This is a genomic window from Bradyrhizobium sp. LB14.3 (genome assembly GCF_040547985.1).
GTDB lineage: Bacteria > Pseudomonadota > Alphaproteobacteria > Rhizobiales > Xanthobacteraceae > Bradyrhizobium.
In genome coordinates, this window is sequence record NZ_JBEPQT010000001.1 from 70460 (window position 1) to 89478 (window position 19019).

The following is a 19019-nucleotide window of genomic DNA, read 5'->3' on the forward strand; positions in this document are numbered from 1 at the left end:
CCATGATGATAGACAAGACACTTCCGGCCGTTTCCCGCCGCTCGCTGCTGACTGGCGGTCTCGCCACCGGTTTCCTGCTCGCCTTCCATCTGCCGCTGCGCGCCGCCGTCAACGAGCCGGTGCAGCCGGTTGACACGACCGACGGCAAGTTCGCACCGAACGCCTTCATCCGCATCGACGAGACCGGCCGCACGATCCTGATCATGCCGCAGGTCGAGATGGGCCAGGGCACCTACACCTCGATCTCGGCAGTGCTCGCCGAAGAGCTCGACGCCGACTGGAGCAAGGTCGAGGTCCAGCACGCGCCGCCGAACGACAAGCTCTACGGCAATCCGGCTTTCGGCCTGCAGGCGACCGGCAACTCCAACTCGATCCGTGCCTGGTGGACGCCGCTGCGCAAGGCCGGCGCCACCGCGCGCGCGATGCTGGTGCAGGCCGCAGCCAGCCAATGGGGTGTCGAGCCCGCAAGCTGCTCGGCCGCGAAGGGCGAGGTCGCGCATGCCGCGAGCGGCCGCAAGCTCGGCTATGGCGCGGTGGCGCTCGCCGCGCAGGGCCAGACGCCGCCGAAGGATGTCGCGGTCAAGGACCGCAAGGACTTCGTCATCATCGGCCAGCCCCTGAAGCGGCTCGACACACCTGACAAGGTCAACGGCAAGGCCGTCTACGGCATCGACGCGATCCTGCCCGGCATGAAGTTCGCAACCGTCGCTGCCTGCCCGGTGTTCGGCGGCAAGGTCGGCAAGGTCGACGACAGCGCGGCGGTCAAACTCCCCGGCGTGCGCAAGGTCGTCGTGCTCGACGACATGGTCGCCGTGATCGGCGATCATATGTGGGCGGCGAAGAAGGGCCTCGAAGCGCTCCAGATCGAGTGGAACGAGGGCCCGAACGCCAAAATCACCACCAAGGACATCTGGGAGGATCTGCGCAAGGCCAGCGAGAAGGACGGTGCGGTCGCGAAGTCCGACGGCGATATCGTCAAAGCGCTCGCGAGCGGCGACAAGTTCGAGGCGGCCTACGAGTTGCCGTTCCTGGCGCACGCCTCGATGGAGCCGATCAACGCCACCGTCCACGTCAAGCCGGACTCTTGCGAGATATGGACCGGCACGCAGATCATGACGCGCGTGCAGTCCGAAGCGGCGAAGGCCGCGGGCCTTCCTATCGACAAGGTGATCGTCAACAATCATCTGCTCGGCGGCGGCTTCGGCCGCAAGCTCGAGCCGGACATGGTGATCGCGGCGGTCAAGATCGCCAAGCAGGTCGACTACCCCGTGAAGGTGGTGTGGACCCGCGAGGAGGACATCCAGCACGACGTCTACCGCCCGGTCTATCGCGACCAGATCACGGCGTCGCTGGTCGACGGCAAGGTCGCGGCCTGGAAGTACAAGGTCGCGGGCTCCTCGGTAATGGCACGCTGGTTTCCGCCGGCGTTCCAGAAGGGGGTCGACATAGACGCCGTCGACGCGGCGATCGATACGCCGTACGACTTCGCCAACTTCCATGTTGAATATGTCCGCGCCGAACCGCTGTCGGTGCCGACTGGTTTCTGGCGCGGCGTCGGCCCGAACAACAACGTGTTCGCGGTCGAATGCGCGATGGATGAGCTCGCGCGCAAGGCCGGCAAGGATCCGATTAAATTCCGAAGGTCCATGCTGACCAAGAACCCGCGCATGCTTGCGGTACTCAACCACGTCGCTGAAAAATCGGGCTGGGGGCAACCACTGCCACCGCGCGTCGGCCGCGGCGTTTGCGTGCAGCCGTCGTTCGCAAGCTTCATTGCGACCGTGGTGGAAGCGGAGATCGACGATATCGGCGAAATCAGGCTACGCCGCATCATTTCGGTGGTCGACACCGGCATCGCGGTCAATCCCGACACGGTGAAAGCGCAGATCGAGGGCGGCCTGGTGTTCGGCCTCACAGCCGCGCTCTACGGCGAGATCACCATCGAGAAAGGCCGCGTGCAGCAGTCGAACTTCCACGACTACCGCATGATGCGCATCAACGAGACACCGAAGATCGAGGTCATCGTGGTCAAGAGCGGCGAGGCGCCCGGCGGCATCGGTGAGGCCGGCGTCAACGCCGGACCGCCCGCGCTGCGCAACGCCATTTACGCGGCAACCGGCATCGCGCTGCGGCGCCTGCCGATCGACCGGAAACTGCTGGCTGCGGGGAAAAAGGCATGAGCGGCAAGATGCGTATCCTCACGAGCCTGGTCGTGATCGCCATTGTCGTGGTGGCGCTTGGCGTCTGGATCATCCGCGGGCCCGGCCCGCTCGACTTCGCCGGCGGCCCCAAGGTGGCGCTGGCGGACTACCGCGCCGGCAAGCCGACCGGCGTGCCGGCGAGGCTCGAAAACGCGAGTCTGGTCGAGCGCGGCGAATATCTCGCGAAGGCGGCCGACTGCATGGTCTGCCACTCCAAGCCCGGCGAGAAGGAATATTCCGGCGGGCTCGGCTTCAAGCTGCCGTTCGGCACCCTCTATTCCACCAACATCACGCCGGACAAGGACACCGGCATCGGCAATTACAGCGACCAGGATTTTCTCAACGCCGTCCAGCGCGGCAAGCGCCATGACGGCGCCCGGCTCTATCCGGCGATGCCGTACACGTCCTACACCACCATGACCGACGAGGACGTGCTGGCGGTGAAGGCGTATCTGTTCAGCCTGCCGGCGGTGCGCGCGAAGCCGCCGGAGAATACGCTTTCGTTCCCGTTCAACCAGCGCTGGGCCATGATCTTCTGGTCAGCCGTGTTCAATCCGGACACGCGCTTTGCGCCCGACACCTCCAAGAGCCCGGAGTGGAACAGAGGTGCGTATCTCGCGGAGGCGCTCGCGCATTGCGGCGAGTGCCACACCCCGCGCAATCTCGGCTTCGCGCTGGACAACCGCAAGAAATTTGCAGGCGCGATCACGGCTGGTTGGCGCGCCTTCAACATCACCTCCGACAAGGCCACCGGCCTCGGCAACTGGCGCGACGAGGACCTGATCTCCTATCTCTCGCTTGGTCACGCGCCAGGCCACGGCTCGGCGTCGGGGCCGATGGGTGAAGCGGTCGATCACAGCTTTAGCCAGTTCGCCCCCGAAGACATCCGCGCCGTTGTTGCTTACTTGCGCAGCGTGCCGCCGGTGCCCTCGCCCGACCTGCCCGCAACCACGGCGCCCGTCGCACCCGCCTCGCACAAGGACGGCGTCACGGCGGATGCACGCGGCAAGCAAATGTTCGCCAGCGCCTGCGCCAGTTGCCACGGCTGGAGCGGCGAGAGCCCGGTCTCGCCGATGGCAACGCTGACCGGCACCTGGGCCGTCAACGATCCCGCCGCCACCAACGTCGCGCAGATCGTGCTGTCAGGCACCAAGCGCCACACCCCGGACGGGGCGCTGTCGATGCCCGCGTTCGGCAACGCGTATAGCGACGACGAGATCGCGGCGGTCGCCAACTACGTCACGGCACGGTTCGGGGCGAAGGGCTCGAAGCTCACGGCGAAGGATGTGGCGGAGTTGAGGGAGCAGACGGCGGAGTGATCACGGCGAGATTAATGGGCGATCGCGCATCAATCTCCGCTGTCGTCCCGGATAAGCGAAGCGAAGATCCGGGACCCATAACCCGCCGGTTTGGGCTTGGACAAGACTCGGAGCAGGAGCTTTGGCCCACGCTTCTGCCGGGCACCATGTACTTTATCCCCGCAGGGCATCGAGTTCCTAGTTTTGAGCCGCCACCGGTTGTTTCCGGAAGGCTGACGCGCCCGCGGCTATGTCTGCTCTTTTTTCTGGTCCAGGTAAGGAAGCAGTCCTGAGAGCAATCCCAAAGGAGTTGGATTGTTGGGACCGCCGTCTTTACTCGTCTGTCGAGGTGGTGCAACGGCTGGCAGAGATGATGGAGGAATTGCTGCGTACCTAGATCCGAGGGCGCCTAGTAAACCGCTTAACGTTCCAGGCGTCTGGCTTCTTCGTTTCATCCACGCTTTGTGAGCGGCGGCATGGTTGCCAAAGCGCTTTTTGCTCATTGCTTCGATGCAGTGAAGGCAAACCATAATAAATCGCCATTGCGGGGCCATCTTTTTACTCTGGGCGAATTTCTTCTTCTGGCCCCTGTGGCTGACGATCTTAGCAAGTTCGTCAGCTATGAAGGAGTGCTCAAACGTAATGAGCCGTTTTGTGTGAGCAAATCTGTTTCGAACGTTTCTGATGATATCTAGGTTCGTCTGCACGCTCGCATCTAAAATGCCAAGATACCCGGCGAACTTGATCTTCCGGTCAAATGATCCTAGAGGGCCTTCGTGGTCAGATAGAATCGTTTCCCATTCCTCTTGAGATATTTTTCGAAGTCTCGCTTTGATTGATAACTCTAATTCGTCCTCCACTGTCAAAGCGCCTATGACTGCGTATGAAACGGCAAGTGGCGGCTCAATGAGCGCATCCATTAATGCGTTTCGTTCTTCCATGCTGAGTTCGCGCGTCGCAATCTGGCGCTTCTCGCGTGCTTTCCTTCCTCGGTTTCTGGGCACAAGTACCTCATGAATAAAAGAAGGATAAGGAGCTCGACGAGAAGGAGGCACAAGGGCGCTTCAGAGCTGCGCTAGGCGGGCATTTCAACGGTACCGATGCCGCTGAAGGGTGAACTCAAGACCAATGCGAAAGGGAAAAAGGCCAAGGCTAACCAAAACGACGACGGTAGTAGCGGAGAGCCTTAAATATGCGCTCGCCCTGTTGGACGAGATACAAAACTACGGCCAAGAACTTTTTTGCGAATATGGCCACGACGCTGACGGTTGGCCATAGTTTATCAGGCTTCTCGTGGATTGATACTAGGGCCCATGTTAGGCCTGTGACCGTTAGCGCTGGAAACCAGAAAATTGCCGAAAGATACACCCATCCGGCTCGCCTTCGAATGGCCCACCGGATGACTCTTTTGTTGGTTATCACCAAGCTATTGGCAAGCATGGTGATAGGCCAAAATACGATGCTGGATATTCTAGCTAGTATTCTTTTTGCAGCAGCGATCATTGTCGAATTTGCTTCGCTGCGCGCGCCATCAGTCCGCCGCACTATCAGCTCAACCAGAATCTCGGCGTCGCCGGCTCCAGCCGGCCGCCCATACGCACCGGCGCAACCTTCAGCGCGAGCCCCGTCGCATCGTCCGTTTCCACCGCAACGCCGCTGAGCGTCGCCGCACCCGCGGCCGGTTCGAATCTCCCCGACGGAATCCCCGAGGTAAACCTCCGCAGCGGTTCTTCTTTCTGCATGCCGATGATGGAGTCGTAATCGCCGGTCATGCCGGCGTCCGTCATGTAGGCGGTGCCGCCGTTGAGGATCTGATGGTCGGCGGTCGGCACATGGGTGTGCGTGCCGACGACGAGGCTGGCGCGGCCGTCGCAAAAGAAGCCGATGCCCTGCTTCTCGCTACTCGCCTCGCAATGGAAATCGACGACGATGGCGTCCGCGGCAACGCCGAGCGGACAGGCGCCGAGCTCGCGCTCCAGGGCTGCGAAGGGATCGTCGAACGGGGTCATGAAGACGCGGCCGAGCGCGTTGACGACCAGCGCGTGCTTGCCGTTCTTGGTCTCGACCAGCGCCGCGCCGCGGCCGGGCGTGCCGCGCGGATAGTTCGTCGGCCGCACCAAACGCTCCGCGCGCTCGATGAACACCAGCGCTTCGCGCTGGTCCCAGGAGTGATTGCCGAGCGTCACGGCGTCGGCGCCGGCGTCGAGAAATTCCTGATAGATCGCTTCCGTGATGCCGAAGCCGCCGGCGGAATTCTCGCCGTTGACGACGACGAAATCGAGCGACCAGTCCTTGACCATGCCGGGCAGATATTCGGCGATGGCGTTGCGCCCCGCACGGCCGACGACATCACCCACGAAGAGAATGCGCAACTTCAGAACTCCGGAAATCGAATACGTCGGATTCCGTTAGCACATAATCCAGCGCGACGTCGTGGGATAGTGCCGGAACCGCCTTGATCTCCTGCGCTGCAAAAGCGAGCCCGACAGCGATGATGTTGTTGGCTTTTCGCAAATGCGCGAAGGTGTAGTCGTAGTGCCCGGCGCCATAGCCGATGCGATGGCCGAGACGGTCGAAGGCAGCGAGCGGCGTCAGCATGATGTCCGGAATGACTTCAGCGGCCCCGGGCGACGGCTCGGGAATGCCGAGCGGACCGAGCATCAGCCGATCGTTCGGATGGAAGATGCGGAAGATCAGCGACTGGCCGCGCGCGGTGACACAGGGCAGCGCGAGCCTGGCGCCCTCCTCGGCCAGCTTCTTCATCAGCGGCATCGGATCGATCTCGCTGCGGATCGGCGAATAGCCGGACACGATGCTGCCAGGCAGGAGCTGGAACGGCAGCCCGCGCTTGGCGAGCTTGGCGGCGGCGGCGGTACGCTTCTTTTCGCTCAGCGCATCGCGCGCCGCGAGCGCCTTGGCACGGAGTTCGGCTTTCGAATTCGACATGCGCAGGGTCCCCACGTCATCACCCGCCTAGTCCGCCCTTGCGCAATGGAGCGGGTGATCCAGCGTTCCAGAGAAGGTGGTGATTCACACAAAGGCCGCGGCGTACTGGTTGCCCCGGTCAAGCCGGGGCATGACATCTGTTGAACCAGCCGCAGTCGTTTCAACAAGCACAAATCGAGCAAACAAAAGTGCGAAGCCGCGAACGCCGTTGAAGCACTCGATCCCGGAGTTCCCTACGAAAGTAGGTGGGCACCATATGTCCGAGCCCACGGGCCCGGCCAGGGACAGTTCCCTAAAGGATCGATAAGGCCCCGGGGATTATGGCTCCTGACGCGCGTCGCAGCCTCGCTCGGGCAATGTAACAACGATGCTGACGAATCGCCAGCCCAGTGAAGGGTCAGCCGATCGCGATCCCGTTGCCGACGGTCCGGTTCAGGACCTGGGTCGATTTCTCGATGCGCTCGGCGGCGGCGTTCAGTGCGTTGACGACCGCGGTCTGGCTCAACCGGGCGCGCTCGACGGCGGCATTGCGGAAATCCCGCAATTCGGTCAACTCCTGCTCCATGGTGCGGATGCGGTTGCCGGCGTCGACCAGCTCGTCGCAGACGGTCAGCGCCGCCATCACCGTGAGCCGTGCGTCGCCGATCTCGCCGAACTTTCCGCGCAGGGACTGGATCCGCGTCTCCAGGCTTTCGGCGAGCTTGAGCAGCCGCACCTCCTGGCCCTCCTCGCAGGCCATGCGGTATTGCCGGCCGTTGATGGTGACGTTGATGTGGCTCATCCGTCCTCTCCGGTATCGAGCACCGAGCGTATCGTGACGATCGCGGAATCCAGCCGATCGGAGATCTCGCGGCTGGAGCGTTCGAGCTTGCGCGCCTTCACCAGCGCGCCGTCGAGCTCGTCGGCAAGCCGTGAGCGGTCCGCGCCCAGCGCCTGGATCCGCGCCGCGAGCTCGTTCTCGTCGCGGTCGGCATCGCGCCGCCGCTCCACCGCGTTTTCGAGCGAGTCGAGCGCCGCCATGAGCCTGCGGGTCGCGATCTCGATCTCGACGGCAGAGGACTCGGTCATGGCAGAGCTGTTGGAAACGCGATCGTTCATGCAGTCAGCGGCGGAACCTGTGGCCTTGCCCATGGGCTTTTCCTTGGGCTTTTTCTGGGGCTTGCCGCCCGGCAAAAGACTCGGTTCGGCAAGCGGTTAGAAGCAGAAATTTACGTGGCAAGCCAGGGAAGCGCAACGCCGCCGCGAAACTATGCACCGCTAAGCAACTTTTACGGCCAAACCGACGTTTGATTGCCTTGGACTCCCGGAACCGAGGTGCTATTTCAGCCCCCGACCTTCAGTGCCGCCAGGCTCCCCCCATACGGCCCGCACCCGCCGCCAAGCGCCTCATTTCAGACGGATTTCAGACATGACGCAAGTCGACCACACCCGTATGGCCAACGCGATCCGCGGCCTCGCAATGGACGCCGTCGAGAAGGCGAAATCCGGCCATCCCGGTTTGCCGATGGGCGCGGCCGACATGGCCACGGTGCTGTTCACGCAGTTCCTGAAATTCGACGCCGCCGCACCTAGCTGGCCGGATCGCGACCGCTTCGTGCTCTCGGCCGGCCACGGCTCGATGCTGCTGTATTCGCTGCTGTACCTGACCGGCAACTCCGACATGACGCTGGACCAGATCAAGCAATTCCGCCAGGTCGACTCGCTGACCCCCGGACATCCCGAAAATTTCCGCACCAAGGGCATCGAGACCACCACAGGCCCGCTGGGCCAGGGCATCTCCACCGCCGTCGGTATGGCGCTCGCCGAAAAAATGCTCGCCGCCGAGTTCGGCAAGAAGATCGTCGACCACCACACCTACGTGCTCGCCTCGGACGGCGACCTGATGGAAGGCGTGTCGCAGGAAGCGATCGCGATGGCCGGGCACTGGAAGCTCAACAAGATGATCGTTCTCTACGACGACAACGGCATCTCGATCGACGGCCCGACCTCGATTTCCGATTCCGTGGACCAGGTGAAGCGTTTCAAGTCGGCGGGCTGGGCCGCCGAGAAGATCGACGGCCACGACCAGGCCGCGATATCGGCCGCGATCACGCGGGCGCAGAAGTCGAGCAAGCCGACGCTGATCGCCTGCCGCACCACCATCGGCTTCGGCGCGCCGCATAAGGCCGGTACGGCGAAGGCCCATGGCGAAGCGCTCGGCGCCGACGAGCTCAAGGCCGCCAAGGAAAATCTCGGCATCTCGCTCGAGCCGTTCTCGGTCCCGGACGACGTGCTGAAGGCGTGGCGCGCAGCCGGCAGCCGCGGCGTGGCAGCTCGCCAGGAATGGGAAGGCCGTCTCGGTGAACTCGGCAGCCGCAAGCGCGCCGAGTTCGAGCGCCGCCTGCGCCATGAGCGTCCGGCCTCGCTCGTGAAGGCAGTGCGCGCCTACAAGAAGGAGCTGCTGGAAAAGCCGATGACAGCGGCGACCCGCAAATCCTCGGAAGCGGTGATCGAAGTCATTGCCGGCGCCATGCCGATGGAATTTTTGGCAGGCTCGGCCGACCTCACGGGGTCCAACAACAACAAGGCGAAGTCGGCAACCGCCTTCTCGGCCAAGACGCCGAAGGGCCGCTTCATCCATTACGGCATCCGCGAGCACGGCATGTGCGCGGCCATGAACGGCATCTTCCTGCACGGCGGTTTCGCGCCGAACGGCGCGACCTTCCTGGTGTTCACCGACTATGCGCGCCCTGCGATGCGCCTTGCCGCGTTGATGGGCGCCGGCGTCGTCTACGTGATGACGCACGACTCCATCGGCCTCGGTGAAGACGGCCCGACCCATCAGCCGGTCGAGCATCTCGCCGCGCTCCGCGCCATCCCGAACATGCGTGTGTTCCGCCCCTGTGATTCCATCGAGGTGGCCGAATGCTGGGAGCTCGCGCTGAACCGCCTCGACGGCCCGACCGTGCTGGCGCTGACACGGCAGAACCTGCCGCAGCTCCGCACCACCGCGCCGAACGACAGCCCTTGCGCTCAGGGTGCCTACGAACTGGTGGCCGCCCAGGGCGAAGCCAAGGCAACGCTGTTCGCCTCCGGCTCCGAGGTCGAGATCGCGGTCGCGGCCCAGAAGCAGCTCGCCGAACGCGGCATCCCGTCGCGGGTGGTCTCGGTTCCCTCGCTCGAGCTGTTGTTAGCGCAACCAGAGGCCAAGCGCGCCGCCATCATCGGCAACGCGCCGGTGAAGGTCGCGATCGAGGCGGCGGTACGCTGGGGCTGGGATGCCGTGATCGGCCATGACGGCGAATTCATCGGCATGCATTCCTTCGGCGAAAGCGGTCCAGCGAAGGAGCTTTACAAGCATTTCGGCATTACCGCCGAGGCTGCGGTGAACGCCGTGCTGAAGCGCGTTTCCTGAGAGTTGAGCTTGCCAAAAAAAGGGATTACCTAAGTTCTCATATGATCAAGCACCGCCCGGCTGAACCGGGCGTCCGCCCTAAAAAAACCCTCGCAGGCGCGCTAAGCGCGTTGTGCGGGAAGATCGGCGTTATCGAACACCGTCATTGAACGGTCATAAGGAGACGAAACATGGTGGTCCGCGTCGGAATTAACGGTTTTGGCCGCATCGGCCGCAACATCCTGCGGGCCATCGCTGAGTCCGGCCGCAAGGACATCGAGGTCGTCGGCATCAACGACCTCGGCCCGGTCGAGACCAACGCCCATCTGCTTCGCTTCGACAGCGTCCATGGCCGCTTCCCCGGCACCGTGACCGTCGAAGGCGACACGATCAGCCTCGGTGGCAACAAGATCAAGGTGACCGCCGAGCGCGATCCCTCGAAGCTGCCCTGGAAGGACCTCGGCATCGATATCGCGATGGAGTGCACCGGCATCTTCGCCTCGAAGGACAAGGCGTCTGCGCATCTGACCGCCGGCGCCAAGCGCGTGCTGGTCTCCGCGCCCGCCGACGGCGCCGATGCCACCATCGTCTACGGCGTCAACCACGACACGCTGAGCAGGGACCATCTGGTCGTCTCCAACGGCTCCTGCACCACCAACTGCCTCGCTCCGGTCGTCAAGGTGCTGAACGACCTCGTCGGCATCGAGACCGGCTTCATGACCACGATCCACGCCTATACCGGCGACCAGCCGACGCTCGACACCATGCACAAGGATCTCTATCGCGGCCGCGCCGCCGCGATGTCGATGATCCCGACCTCGACCGGCGCCGCCAAGGCGATCGGTCTCGTGCTGCCGGAGTTGAAGGGCAAGCTCGACGGCGTCGCGATCCGCGTGCCGACCCCGAACGTCTCGGTCATCGACCTCAAGATCGTCGCCAAGCGCGCCACCGATCCGAAGGAAATCAACGCGGCGATGAAGCGCGCCTCCGAGCAGCAGCTCAAGGGCATTCTCGGCTACACCACGGCGCCAAACGTCTCGATCGATTTCAACCACGACCCGCACTCCTCGACCTTCCACGAGGACCAGACCAAGGTGCAGAACGGCACGCTGGTACGCGTGATGTCCTGGTACGACAACGAGTGGGGTTTCTCGAACCGCATGGCGGACACCGCCGTTGCGATGGCGAAGGTGATCTAAGAACGTAGGTCCCATGTCCCGGACGCGGTGCAGCGCGCGTGCGCTGCTCCGCAGAGCCGGGACCCATGTTCCCCGCGTAGGTCCCGGTTCTGCACAGCGGCACTTCGCGCCGCAGTGCACCCGGGACAAGAGGGCCCAGAGATGACCAACAAATTCCGCACCCTCGACGACGTCGACGTGAAGGGCAAACGCGTGCTGCTGCGCGTCGATCTCAACGTGCCCATGGACGACGGGCGCGTCACTGACGCGACCCGGCTCGAGCGCGTCGCGCCGACCATCACCGAAATCTCCGACAAGGGCGGCAAGGTCATCCTGCTCGCGCATTTCGGCCGGCCCAAAGGGCGCGATGCCAAGGACTCGCTCAAGCCCGTCGCCGAGGCGCTCGCCAAGGTCGTGAAGAAGCCCGTCGCCTTCGCCGACGACTGCATCGGCGAGCCCGCGGCCGCGGCCGTTGCCGGCTTGAAGGACGGCGACATCCTCTGCCTGGAAAACACCCGCTTCCACAAGGAAGAGGAACAGAACGATCCCGCCTTCGTCGCGGAGCTGGCCAAGCTCGGCGACATCTGGGTCAATGACGCGTTCTCGGCCGCGCACCGCGCCCACGCCTCGACCGAAGGCCTCGGCCACAAGCTGCCGGGCTATGCCGGCCGCACCATGCAGGCCGAACTGATTGCGCTGGAGAAGGCGCTGGGCTCACCGGCCAAGCCCGTCATCGCGATCATCGGCGGTGCCAAGGTCTCGACCAAGATCGACCTGCTCGAAAACCTCGTGACCAAGGTCGACGCGCTCGTGATCGGCGGCGGGATGGCCAACACCTTCATGCACGCCCAGGGCGTCGGGATCGGCAAGTCGCTGGCCGAGAAGGATCTCGCCGCGACTGCGCTGCGCATCATGGAGAAGGCGGAAGCCGCCAACTGCGCGATCATCCTGCCGGTGGACGCGGTCGTCGCCTATCATTTCGCCGCCAACGCGCCGTCGCATGCCTATGGCCTCGACGCGATCCCGGCCGACGGCATGATCCTCGACGTCGGTCCGCAATCGATCGCACGCGTCCATGCCGCTATCGACGACGCGGCGACGCTGGTCTGGAACGGACCGCTCGGTGCCTTCGAGATGCAACCCTTCGATCGCGGCACGATGGCGGCCGCCAAGCATGCCGCCGAGCGCACCAAGGCCAAGAAGCTGATCTCGATCGCGGGCGGTGGCGACACCGTCGCGGCCCTCAACCAGGCCCATGTGGCCGGTCAGTTCACCTATGTCTCGACCGCCGGTGGCGCATTTCTTGAATGGATGGAAGGCAAGCCCCTGCCCGGCGTCGAAGTTCTGCGCACCAAATAATCAATCGCGAATAATTAGCGGCCTTCAAGAAGTGGCCTTTGCAGGCCCAAACGGGAGAAGAAGACACATGGCTCGGATCACGTTGCGTCAATTGCTCGACCATGCGGCAGAGAACGATTACGGCGTACCGGCCTTCAACATCAACAATATGGAGCAGGCGCTGGCGATCATGGACGCGGCCAATCAGGTCGACGCGCCCGTCATCATCCAGGCCTCGCGCGGCGCGCGGTCCTACGCCAACGACATCATGCTCAAGCACATGATGGACGCGGTGACCGAGATCTATCCGCACATCCCGGTCTGCGTGCATCTCGACCACGGCAATGAAGCCGCAACCTGCATGACCGCGATCCAGGCCGGCTTCACCTCGGTCATGATGGACGGCTCGCTCAAGGCTGACGGCAAGACCCCCGGCGACTGGGGCTACAATGTCGGCGTCACCAGGATCGTGACCGACATGGCCCATCTCGGCGGCATCTCGGTCGAGGGCGAGCTCGGCGTGCTCGGCTCGCTCGAGACCGGCATGGGCGACAAGGAAGACGGCCACGGCGCCGAGGGCAAGCTAAGCCACGACCAGCTCCTGACCAATCCGGACGAAGCCGTGAAGTTCGTCCAGGAGACCCAGGTCGACGCGCTCGCGATCGCGATGGGGACTTCTCACGGCGCCTACAAATTTACCCGCAAGCCCGACGGCGACATCCTCGCCATGAACGTGATCGAGGAGATCCACCGCAAGCTGCCGAACACCCATCTCGTCATGCACGGCTCCTCGTCGGTGCCGCAGGACCTCCAGGACATCATCAACGCCTATGGCGGCAAGATGAAGCCGACCTGGGGCGTTCCGGTCGCCGAGATCCAGCGCGGCATCAAGAACGGCGTTCGCAAGATCAACATCGACACCGACAACCGCATGGCGATGACCGGCCAGATCCGGAAAGTGCTCAAGGACAATCCGGAAGAGTTCGACCCGCGCAAGTACCTGAAGCCCGCGATGGACGCGATGACCAGGCTGTGCAAGCAGCGGCTCCAGGAATTCAATACCGCCGGGCAAGCTTCCAAGATCAAGAAGGTGCTTACGACGGCCGAAATGGCCAAGCGCTACGCCAAGGGCGAGCTCGCCCCCCGCGTCGCGTAGCGATCGCGCGGTGGCGTAACCAGCCCCCACTTTCTCCGTCATTCCGGGCGCCGCAAACCGGCGAGCCCGGGATGGCGACCTTGTTGCCGGTACCAAAGCCCCTCCCCCCTTGCCCTGCGACGAACGTTAACTCGGCATTTGCCCGAGAACGGTCTATTTTCACAGGCAAGGGCAGAAATCGTTTTGGGAGGACCTCTCGATGAATCTGACTGAGCTCAACAGGATCGCGACCGCCATGGTCGCGCCCGGCAAGGGCATCCTTGCCGCCGACGAATCCTCCGGCACCATCAAGAAGCGTTTCGACGCGATCGGCGTGGAATCGACCGAAGAGAACCGCCGCGACTATCGCGAGATGCTGTTCCGCTCGAAGGAAGCCATGAGCCGGTACATCTCCGGCGTCATCCTCTATGACGAGACGATCTGGCAGGACGCGAAGGACGGCACGCCCCTGGTCAAGCTGATCGAGAGCAGCGGCGCCATTCCCGGCATCAAGGTCGACGAAGGCACGCAAGCCCTGCCGATGTGCCCGGGCGAGCTCGTCACCGTCGGGCTCGACAAGCTCGCCGAACGGCTGAAGAGATATTACGAGCGCGGCGCACGCTTCGCCAAATGGCGCGCGGTGATCGACATCGGCAGCGGTATTCCCTCGATGACCGCGATCAGCGTCAACGCCCATGGGCTGGCGCGCTATGCGGCGCTGTGCCAGGCTGCGCAGATCGTACCGATCGTCGAGCCGGAAGTGCTGATGGACGGCGATCACGACATCGATCGCTGCTATGAGGTGACGAACCGCGTGCTCAACAAGACCTTCCAGGAATTGCGCCTGCAGCGGGTCGCGCTCGAGGGCATGGTGCTGAAGCCGAACATGGCAGTCTCCGGCAAGAAGTCCGCGAAGCAGGCTTCCGTCGAGGAGGTCGCGGAGAAGACGATACGGCTGCTCAAGGCCTGCGTGCCCGCGGCGGTGCCCGGCATCGCCTTCCTCTCCGGCGGCCAGTCGGATGAAGAGGCGACCGCGCATCTCAACGCCATGCACAAGCTCGGTCCGCTGCCCTGGGGCCTGACCTTCTCCTACGGCCGCGCGCTCCAGGCCGCACCGCAGAAGGCCTGGTCGGGCAAGGCCGAGAACGTCGCAGCCGGACAAAACGCATTCAGTCACCGCGCGCGTATGAATGGGCTCGCCTCCAGAGGCGAATGGCAAAGCAGCCTGGAACAGAAGGCAGCCTAGATCTTGTCGAACAAATCTCCTCCGCCGCGCCCTGCGCCGCGCCTTTATCTCGCGACGCCTGTCGTCGATGATCACGCTTCGCTTCTGGCCGAGCTGCCCGGCCTGCTTGCTTCCGCCGACGTCGCGGCCGTGCTGCTGCGGCTGAAGGAGACCGACCAACGCACCATGATCTCGCGGATCAAGGCTCTGGCGCCGCCGGTTCAGAACGCGGGCGCCGCGCTGCTCATTGAAGGCCATGCCGAACTGGTCGCGCGCGGTGGCGCCGACGGCGCGCATCTTGCGAGCCTCGCTGCGCTGGAAGAGGCCGCACCCTCGCTCAAGCCCGATCGTATCGCCGGCGTCGGCGGGCTTGAGACGCGCCACGATTCCATGAGCGCGGGCGAGCTGGGCGCCGACTACGTGCTGTTCGGCGAGCCCGACGAGAAAGGCCAGCGGCCGTCGTCTCAGGCGATTGCCGAGCGGCTGGATTGGTGGGCCGAGTTGTTCGAGCCGCCCTGCGTCGGCTTTGCCATGTCGCTGGAAGAGGCCCACGAATTCGCCGCCAGCGGCGCCGATTTCGTGCTGGTCGGCGAGTTCATCTGGGCCGATCCGCGCGGACCCAAGGTCGCGCTGATCGAGATCGACGCTGCGATCAGGAAGGCCTATGCGACAGCGCTTGCCGGCCAAGATCCTGCGGGCCGGAAGCCTGCGGGTCGAGAGCACGGCTAGCGCCCGACATGAAGCTCCCGCGCATCACCATCCTGGCCACGTTGCTGCTCACGGTGCCTGCGGCCGCGCAGCTCCAGATCACGCCGCCTGCGGCGACGCCGAGCCCGCCCGCCGAGAAACAGAAACCCAAGCCGCCCCCGGTCGCCAAGAAAAAGGAGGCCGCGCCGGCTCCCAAACCTTCGGCGTCCCCCAAGCCGGCCCCGGCAGCAACCGTGATCCCGGCGCCTCCGACCGACAATTCCAACGTCGATCTGGTGTTCGGCGCCTATCAGCGCGGCCAGTACAAAACCGCCCTCGATCTCGCCACCGCCCGTGCCGCGACCGGCGATGCCAAGGCGATGACCATGCTGGGTGAACTCTATTCCAACGCCATGGGCATCCGGCGCGACTACGCCAAGGCGCTGCAATGGTACAAGCGCGCCGCCGATGCCGGCGACCGTGAGGCGATGTTCGCGCTCGCCATGCTCAGGATTTCCGGCCGCGGCGGCGCGGTCGATAAGGGCGAGGCGGTCAAGCTGATGGCCTCCGCCGCCAAGCTCGGCGAGCCCAAGGCGGCCTATAACCTCGCGCTGCTCTATCTCGACGGCCAGACCCTGCCGCAGGACGTCAAGCGCTCCGCCGAGCTGCTGCGCCAGGCCGCCGATGCCGGCCTGCCCGAGGCGCAATACGCGCTCGCGACCTTCTACAAGGAAGGCACCGGCGTGCCCAAGGACCCCGAAAGGGCGGTGCGTCTGCTCCAGGCCGCCACGCTGACGGACAATGTCGATGCCGAGGTCGAATACGCCATCGCGCTGTTCAACGGCACCGGTACGCCGAAGAACCAGCCGGCGGCCGTGGCCCTGCTCCGCAAGGCCTCCCGCCAGGGCAGCGCGATCGCTCAGAACCGGCTGGCCTGGGTCCTGATCAACGGCATGGGTACATCCGTGGACAAGGTCGAAGGCTTTAAATGGCATCTCGTGGCCAAGACCGGCGGCAAGGGCGATCCGGAGCTGGACAAGCAATTGTCCGATTTGCCGGCCGAGGAGCGCGCCAAGGTCGAGGCCGCCGCCAGGAAATGGCTCGGGACCAAATGACTTGACGCAATGACTTGACGTTGGGCCCCTCGCAGGGCACCCAATCTCTCAAACAGGCGCGATTTCGCGCCATTTCCCCCGTTCAAGACCAGAGCTCATGCTGTATTCCGCAACTATCAACGTCATGGTCAAGGCCGCGCGCCGCGCCGGCCGCAGCCTCAAGCGCGATCTCGGCGAGATCGAGCATCTCCAGGTCTCGCTGAAGGGACCGGCGAATTACGTCTCGCTCGCGGACAAGCGCGCTGAGGAAATCGTCTACCAGGACCTCGCCAAGGCCCGCCCCGGCTACGGCTTCATCGGCGAGGAAGGGGGAACGCGCGAGGGCTCCGACAAGAGCCACACCTGGATCGTCGATCCGCTCGACGGCACCACCAACTTCCTGCACGGCATCCCGCAATTCGCGATCTCGATCGGGCTTTCGCGCGAGGGCACGATCATCGCAGGCGTGATCTACAACCCCGCCAATGACGAGCTCTATATCGCCGAGCGCGGCAAGGGCGCCTTCCTCAACGACCAGCGCCTGCGCGTTGCCGGCCGGCGCCAGCTCAACGAATGCGTGGTGGCCTGCGGCCTGCCCCATATCGGCCGCGGCGACCACGAGGAATTCCGCCGCGAGATGACCGCGATCCAGGACCGCGTCGCCGGCCTCCGCCGCTTCGGCGCCGCCTCCCTCGATCTCGCCTTCGTCGCCGCCGGTCGTCTCGACGGCTACTGGGAGCGCAATTTGCAATCCTGGGACATCGCGGCGGGTATGATCATGGTGCGCGAGGCCGGCGGAACGGTCACCGACATCGACACGCCCGGCGATGCCCTGGTGACGGGCAATGTCGTGTGCGGGAATGAGTTCGTGCACGGGGAATTGGTGAAGGTGTTGAGGAAGTAGGCGTAGGCCGAGGTCGCGCCTTACACACCTCTGTCATCGTCCGCGAAGGCGGACGATCCAGTATTCCAGAGAGTTCAGTTGGATATGGAACGGCCGCGGCGTACTGGATGCTCCGCCTGCGGCAAGCTATCGACTTGAGAAGTAAAGCCCGGCGACGATGAGAGCAGCAAAGATTGCCCATGGAACGGCTAAGTCTCGCAAGACACCGCCCCGGCAGGCCGCAGACAACGTTCCGGGGAGCCAATAGAGCACGATAAACAGCTTGGTCCTTATGCCGCCCCACTTGACATAGCTGGGCTGCTCATCGACCGGCCTTCGGAAATCGCGCCAAATGTAAAGAGCGCCCGTAAGTATATAAGCGATTGCTATGGCGGCCACCATTCTCATGGATCGCCTGCTCCTTCCCAAGCCGCTGGGTGGCAGCTCTGCGGCTTCATCTGAACCAACTAAGCGTCATCCTCGTCGGATTCGTCGCGGTACTCACCGCCGATGGTCAGGCCCTCGATGGCCGTGGCGCCTTTCGACTTGATCACCCGGCGAAGTGGGACCGAACTCTCGCTTCGCAACGCCTCCATCAGCTGTTCCGAATGGGTGACAATCCAGATGTCGGCGCGGCGTGACGCCTTGGCGATCAGCCGGGCCAGCGGTGCCAGCAGCGACGGATGCAGGCTTGTCTCGGGTTCGTTCAGCGCGATGAACGGCGGCAGCCGGTAACCCATGAACACCGCGAGCAGGCAGATGTATTTCAGCGTGCCATCGGATAGTTCATGAGCCCTGAACGGCCGCGGCATATCCGCCAATTGCAGATCAAATTGACAGAAGCCGTTTTCCTCCCATGCGCGGAGTTCGGCGCCCGGGAATGCATCCTGGATTGCGTCCTGCAGGTCGTTGGCGTCTTCCCGAATGACATAGAGGGTCGCGAGGGCGGCAGCCAAATCGGTTCCATCGGCGCTGAGCGAGGGCGTTGCGATCGCCAGACAAGGCTTTCGTATCGGTGACGCCGGATCAGTGCGAAAGTCATGATAGAATCGCCAGCCCAGCATCGCATTTCTGATCAGGTCGATTTCCGGGCATTGCTTGCCATTGGAAAAAGCCGCAAGCGCGGTCTCTGACGGCAGCACCGCATCCTTGTGAGCGTTCCAGGCGCCGCTCTCGCCGCGGACGCTGATGAGCGAATTAATCCGCTCCATCAGCTTGACCGTCCGTTTGCCGTGCGTCGCCTCGATACCTTCCGCCTTGATCATCGGCTCGCCGGAAAACGCGGCCTGAGCCGGGCTTGGAAACCCCAGCTCGATGGAATACCTCATGCTGTCGAATGTGGCCGAGAGGCGCAGCCGCCCGTCTTCGCCTCGCTTGCGAATGCCGGACCAGCAGACCGAATTCAATCCGCCTTCATCGGCGATCGTGCGGGTGATTTGACCGGTCGCCGCGTCGCGCAACAGCGACAAGGACTTGTAGAGATTGGATTTGCCGACACCATTCTCGCCCACAAACACGGATAAGGGGTGGATGGGTATGGAGAGCCGCCGAATGGAGCGATAGTTCGAGATCGCAATTTCAATCGGACGCATCGCATGCTCTCAATCGGCAGGCTGCCGTGCATTCGCGATGCAGCGCGAATGACGGTTTTTTCAATCCAG

General features: G+C 63.8%; 16 protein-coding genes and 1 other RNA gene. 10 read left to right on the forward strand and 7 right to left on the reverse strand.

What is annotated here, in order from left to right; all coding sequences use genetic code 11:
- The first annotated feature begins 2 nt into the window (after nucleotides 1–2).
- Entirely contained in the window at nucleotides 3–2180 is a 2178-nt protein-coding gene (locus ABIB00_RS00360; protein WP_354102999.1) for a xanthine dehydrogenase family protein molybdopterin-binding subunit, read from the forward strand.
- Entirely contained in the window at nucleotides 2177–3520 is a 1344-nt protein-coding gene (locus ABIB00_RS00365; protein ID WP_354103000.1) for a c-type cytochrome, read from the forward strand. Before ABIB00_RS00360 ends, ABIB00_RS00365 begins: the two co-directional genes overlap by 4 nt.
- A 227-nt stretch (nucleotides 3521–3747) precedes the next feature.
- On the opposite strand, the gene ABIB00_RS00370 is transcribed toward ABIB00_RS00365, so the two are convergent.
- From ABIB00_RS00370 to ABIB00_RS00395, 6 genes are all read right to left on the reverse strand, one after another.
- Nucleotides 3748–4440 carry a hypothetical protein gene (locus ABIB00_RS00370; RefSeq protein ID WP_354103001.1) on the reverse strand — a complete coding sequence of 231 codons (693 nt, stop codon included), beginning with the start codon at nucleotides 4438–4440 and terminating at the stop codon, nucleotides 3748–3750.
- A gap of 606 nt (nucleotides 4441–5046) precedes the next feature.
- On the reverse strand, nucleotides 5047–5871 hold the full coding sequence (locus ABIB00_RS00375; protein WP_354103002.1) for a TIGR00282 family metallophosphoesterase: 825 nt from the start codon (nucleotides 5869–5871) through the stop codon (nucleotides 5047–5049).
- Entirely contained in the window at nucleotides 5849–6445 is a 597-nt protein-coding gene (locus ABIB00_RS00380; protein WP_354103003.1) for a 5-formyltetrahydrofolate cyclo-ligase, read from the reverse strand. The genes ABIB00_RS00375 and ABIB00_RS00380 overlap by 23 nt, the downstream gene beginning before the upstream one ends.
- Before the next feature lie 189 nt (nucleotides 6446–6634).
- Nucleotides 6635–6794, reverse strand: a non-coding RNA gene (ssrS, locus tag ABIB00_RS00385) — 6S RNA.
- Between the two features lie 48 nt (nucleotides 6795–6842).
- Complete coding sequence (locus ABIB00_RS00390; RefSeq protein WP_354044819.1) at nucleotides 6843–7226, reverse strand: cell division protein ZapA; 384 nt, start codon at nucleotides 7224–7226, stop codon at nucleotides 6843–6845.
- Nucleotides 7223–7543, reverse strand: a complete 321-nt coding sequence (locus ABIB00_RS00395; protein WP_247341857.1) for a DUF4164 domain-containing protein — start codon at nucleotides 7541–7543, stop codon at nucleotides 7223–7225. Before ABIB00_RS00395 ends, ABIB00_RS00390 begins: the two co-directional genes overlap by 4 nt.
- A 310-nt stretch (nucleotides 7544–7853) precedes the next feature.
- Here ABIB00_RS00395 and tkt point away from each other — a divergent pair, with 310 nt between their 5' ends.
- The 8 genes from tkt to ABIB00_RS00435 all read left to right on the forward strand — a co-directional run bounded on the left by tkt (nucleotide 7854) and on the right by ABIB00_RS00435 (nucleotide 17379).
- Entirely contained in the window at nucleotides 7854–9839 is a 1986-nt protein-coding gene (gene tkt, locus ABIB00_RS00400) for a transketolase (RefSeq protein ID WP_354103004.1), read from the forward strand.
- Nucleotides 9840–10009: 170 nt separating this feature from the next.
- Complete coding sequence (gap, locus tag ABIB00_RS00405) at nucleotides 10010–11017, forward strand: type I glyceraldehyde-3-phosphate dehydrogenase (protein WP_354103006.1); 1008 nt, start codon at nucleotides 10010–10012, stop codon at nucleotides 11015–11017.
- Nucleotides 11018–11158: 141 nt separating this feature from the next.
- On the forward strand, nucleotides 11159–12355 hold the full coding sequence (locus ABIB00_RS00410; RefSeq protein WP_354103007.1) for a phosphoglycerate kinase: 1197 nt from the start codon (nucleotides 11159–11161) through the stop codon (nucleotides 12353–12355).
- 67 nt (nucleotides 12356–12422) lie between these two features.
- A complete protein-coding gene (fba, locus tag ABIB00_RS00415) occupies nucleotides 12423–13490 on the forward strand; it encodes a class II fructose-bisphosphate aldolase (protein WP_354103008.1) in 1068 nt (355 codons plus the stop codon).
- 199 nt (nucleotides 13491–13689) lie between these two features.
- Nucleotides 13690–14715 (forward strand): class I fructose-bisphosphate aldolase, encoded by a 1026-nt coding sequence (locus ABIB00_RS00420; RefSeq protein ID WP_354103009.1) that lies wholly within the window; start codon nucleotides 13690–13692, stop codon nucleotides 14713–14715.
- A 3-nt stretch (nucleotides 14716–14718) separates the two neighbouring features.
- On the forward strand, nucleotides 14719–15423 hold the full coding sequence (locus ABIB00_RS00425; protein WP_354103010.1) for a thiamine phosphate synthase: 705 nt from the start codon (nucleotides 14719–14721) through the stop codon (nucleotides 15421–15423).
- Nucleotides 15424–15431: 8 nt separating this feature from the next.
- A complete protein-coding gene (locus tag ABIB00_RS00430; RefSeq protein WP_247341804.1) occupies nucleotides 15432–16496 on the forward strand; it encodes a tetratricopeptide repeat protein in 1065 nt (354 codons plus the stop codon).
- Nucleotides 16497–16593: 97 nt separating this feature from the next.
- Nucleotides 16594–17379 carry an inositol monophosphatase family protein gene (locus ABIB00_RS00435; protein ID WP_247341807.1) on the forward strand — a complete coding sequence of 262 codons (786 nt, stop codon included), beginning with the start codon at nucleotides 16594–16596 and terminating at the stop codon, nucleotides 17377–17379.
- A 446-nt stretch (nucleotides 17380–17825) separates the two neighbouring features.
- Here the strand turns inward: ABIB00_RS00435 and ABIB00_RS00440 are convergent, their stop codons facing one another.
- Nucleotides 17826–18950 (reverse strand): AAA family ATPase, encoded by a 1125-nt coding sequence (locus ABIB00_RS00440; protein ID WP_247341809.1) that lies wholly within the window; start codon nucleotides 18948–18950, stop codon nucleotides 17826–17828.
- Nucleotides 18951–19019 lie beyond the last annotated feature (69 nt).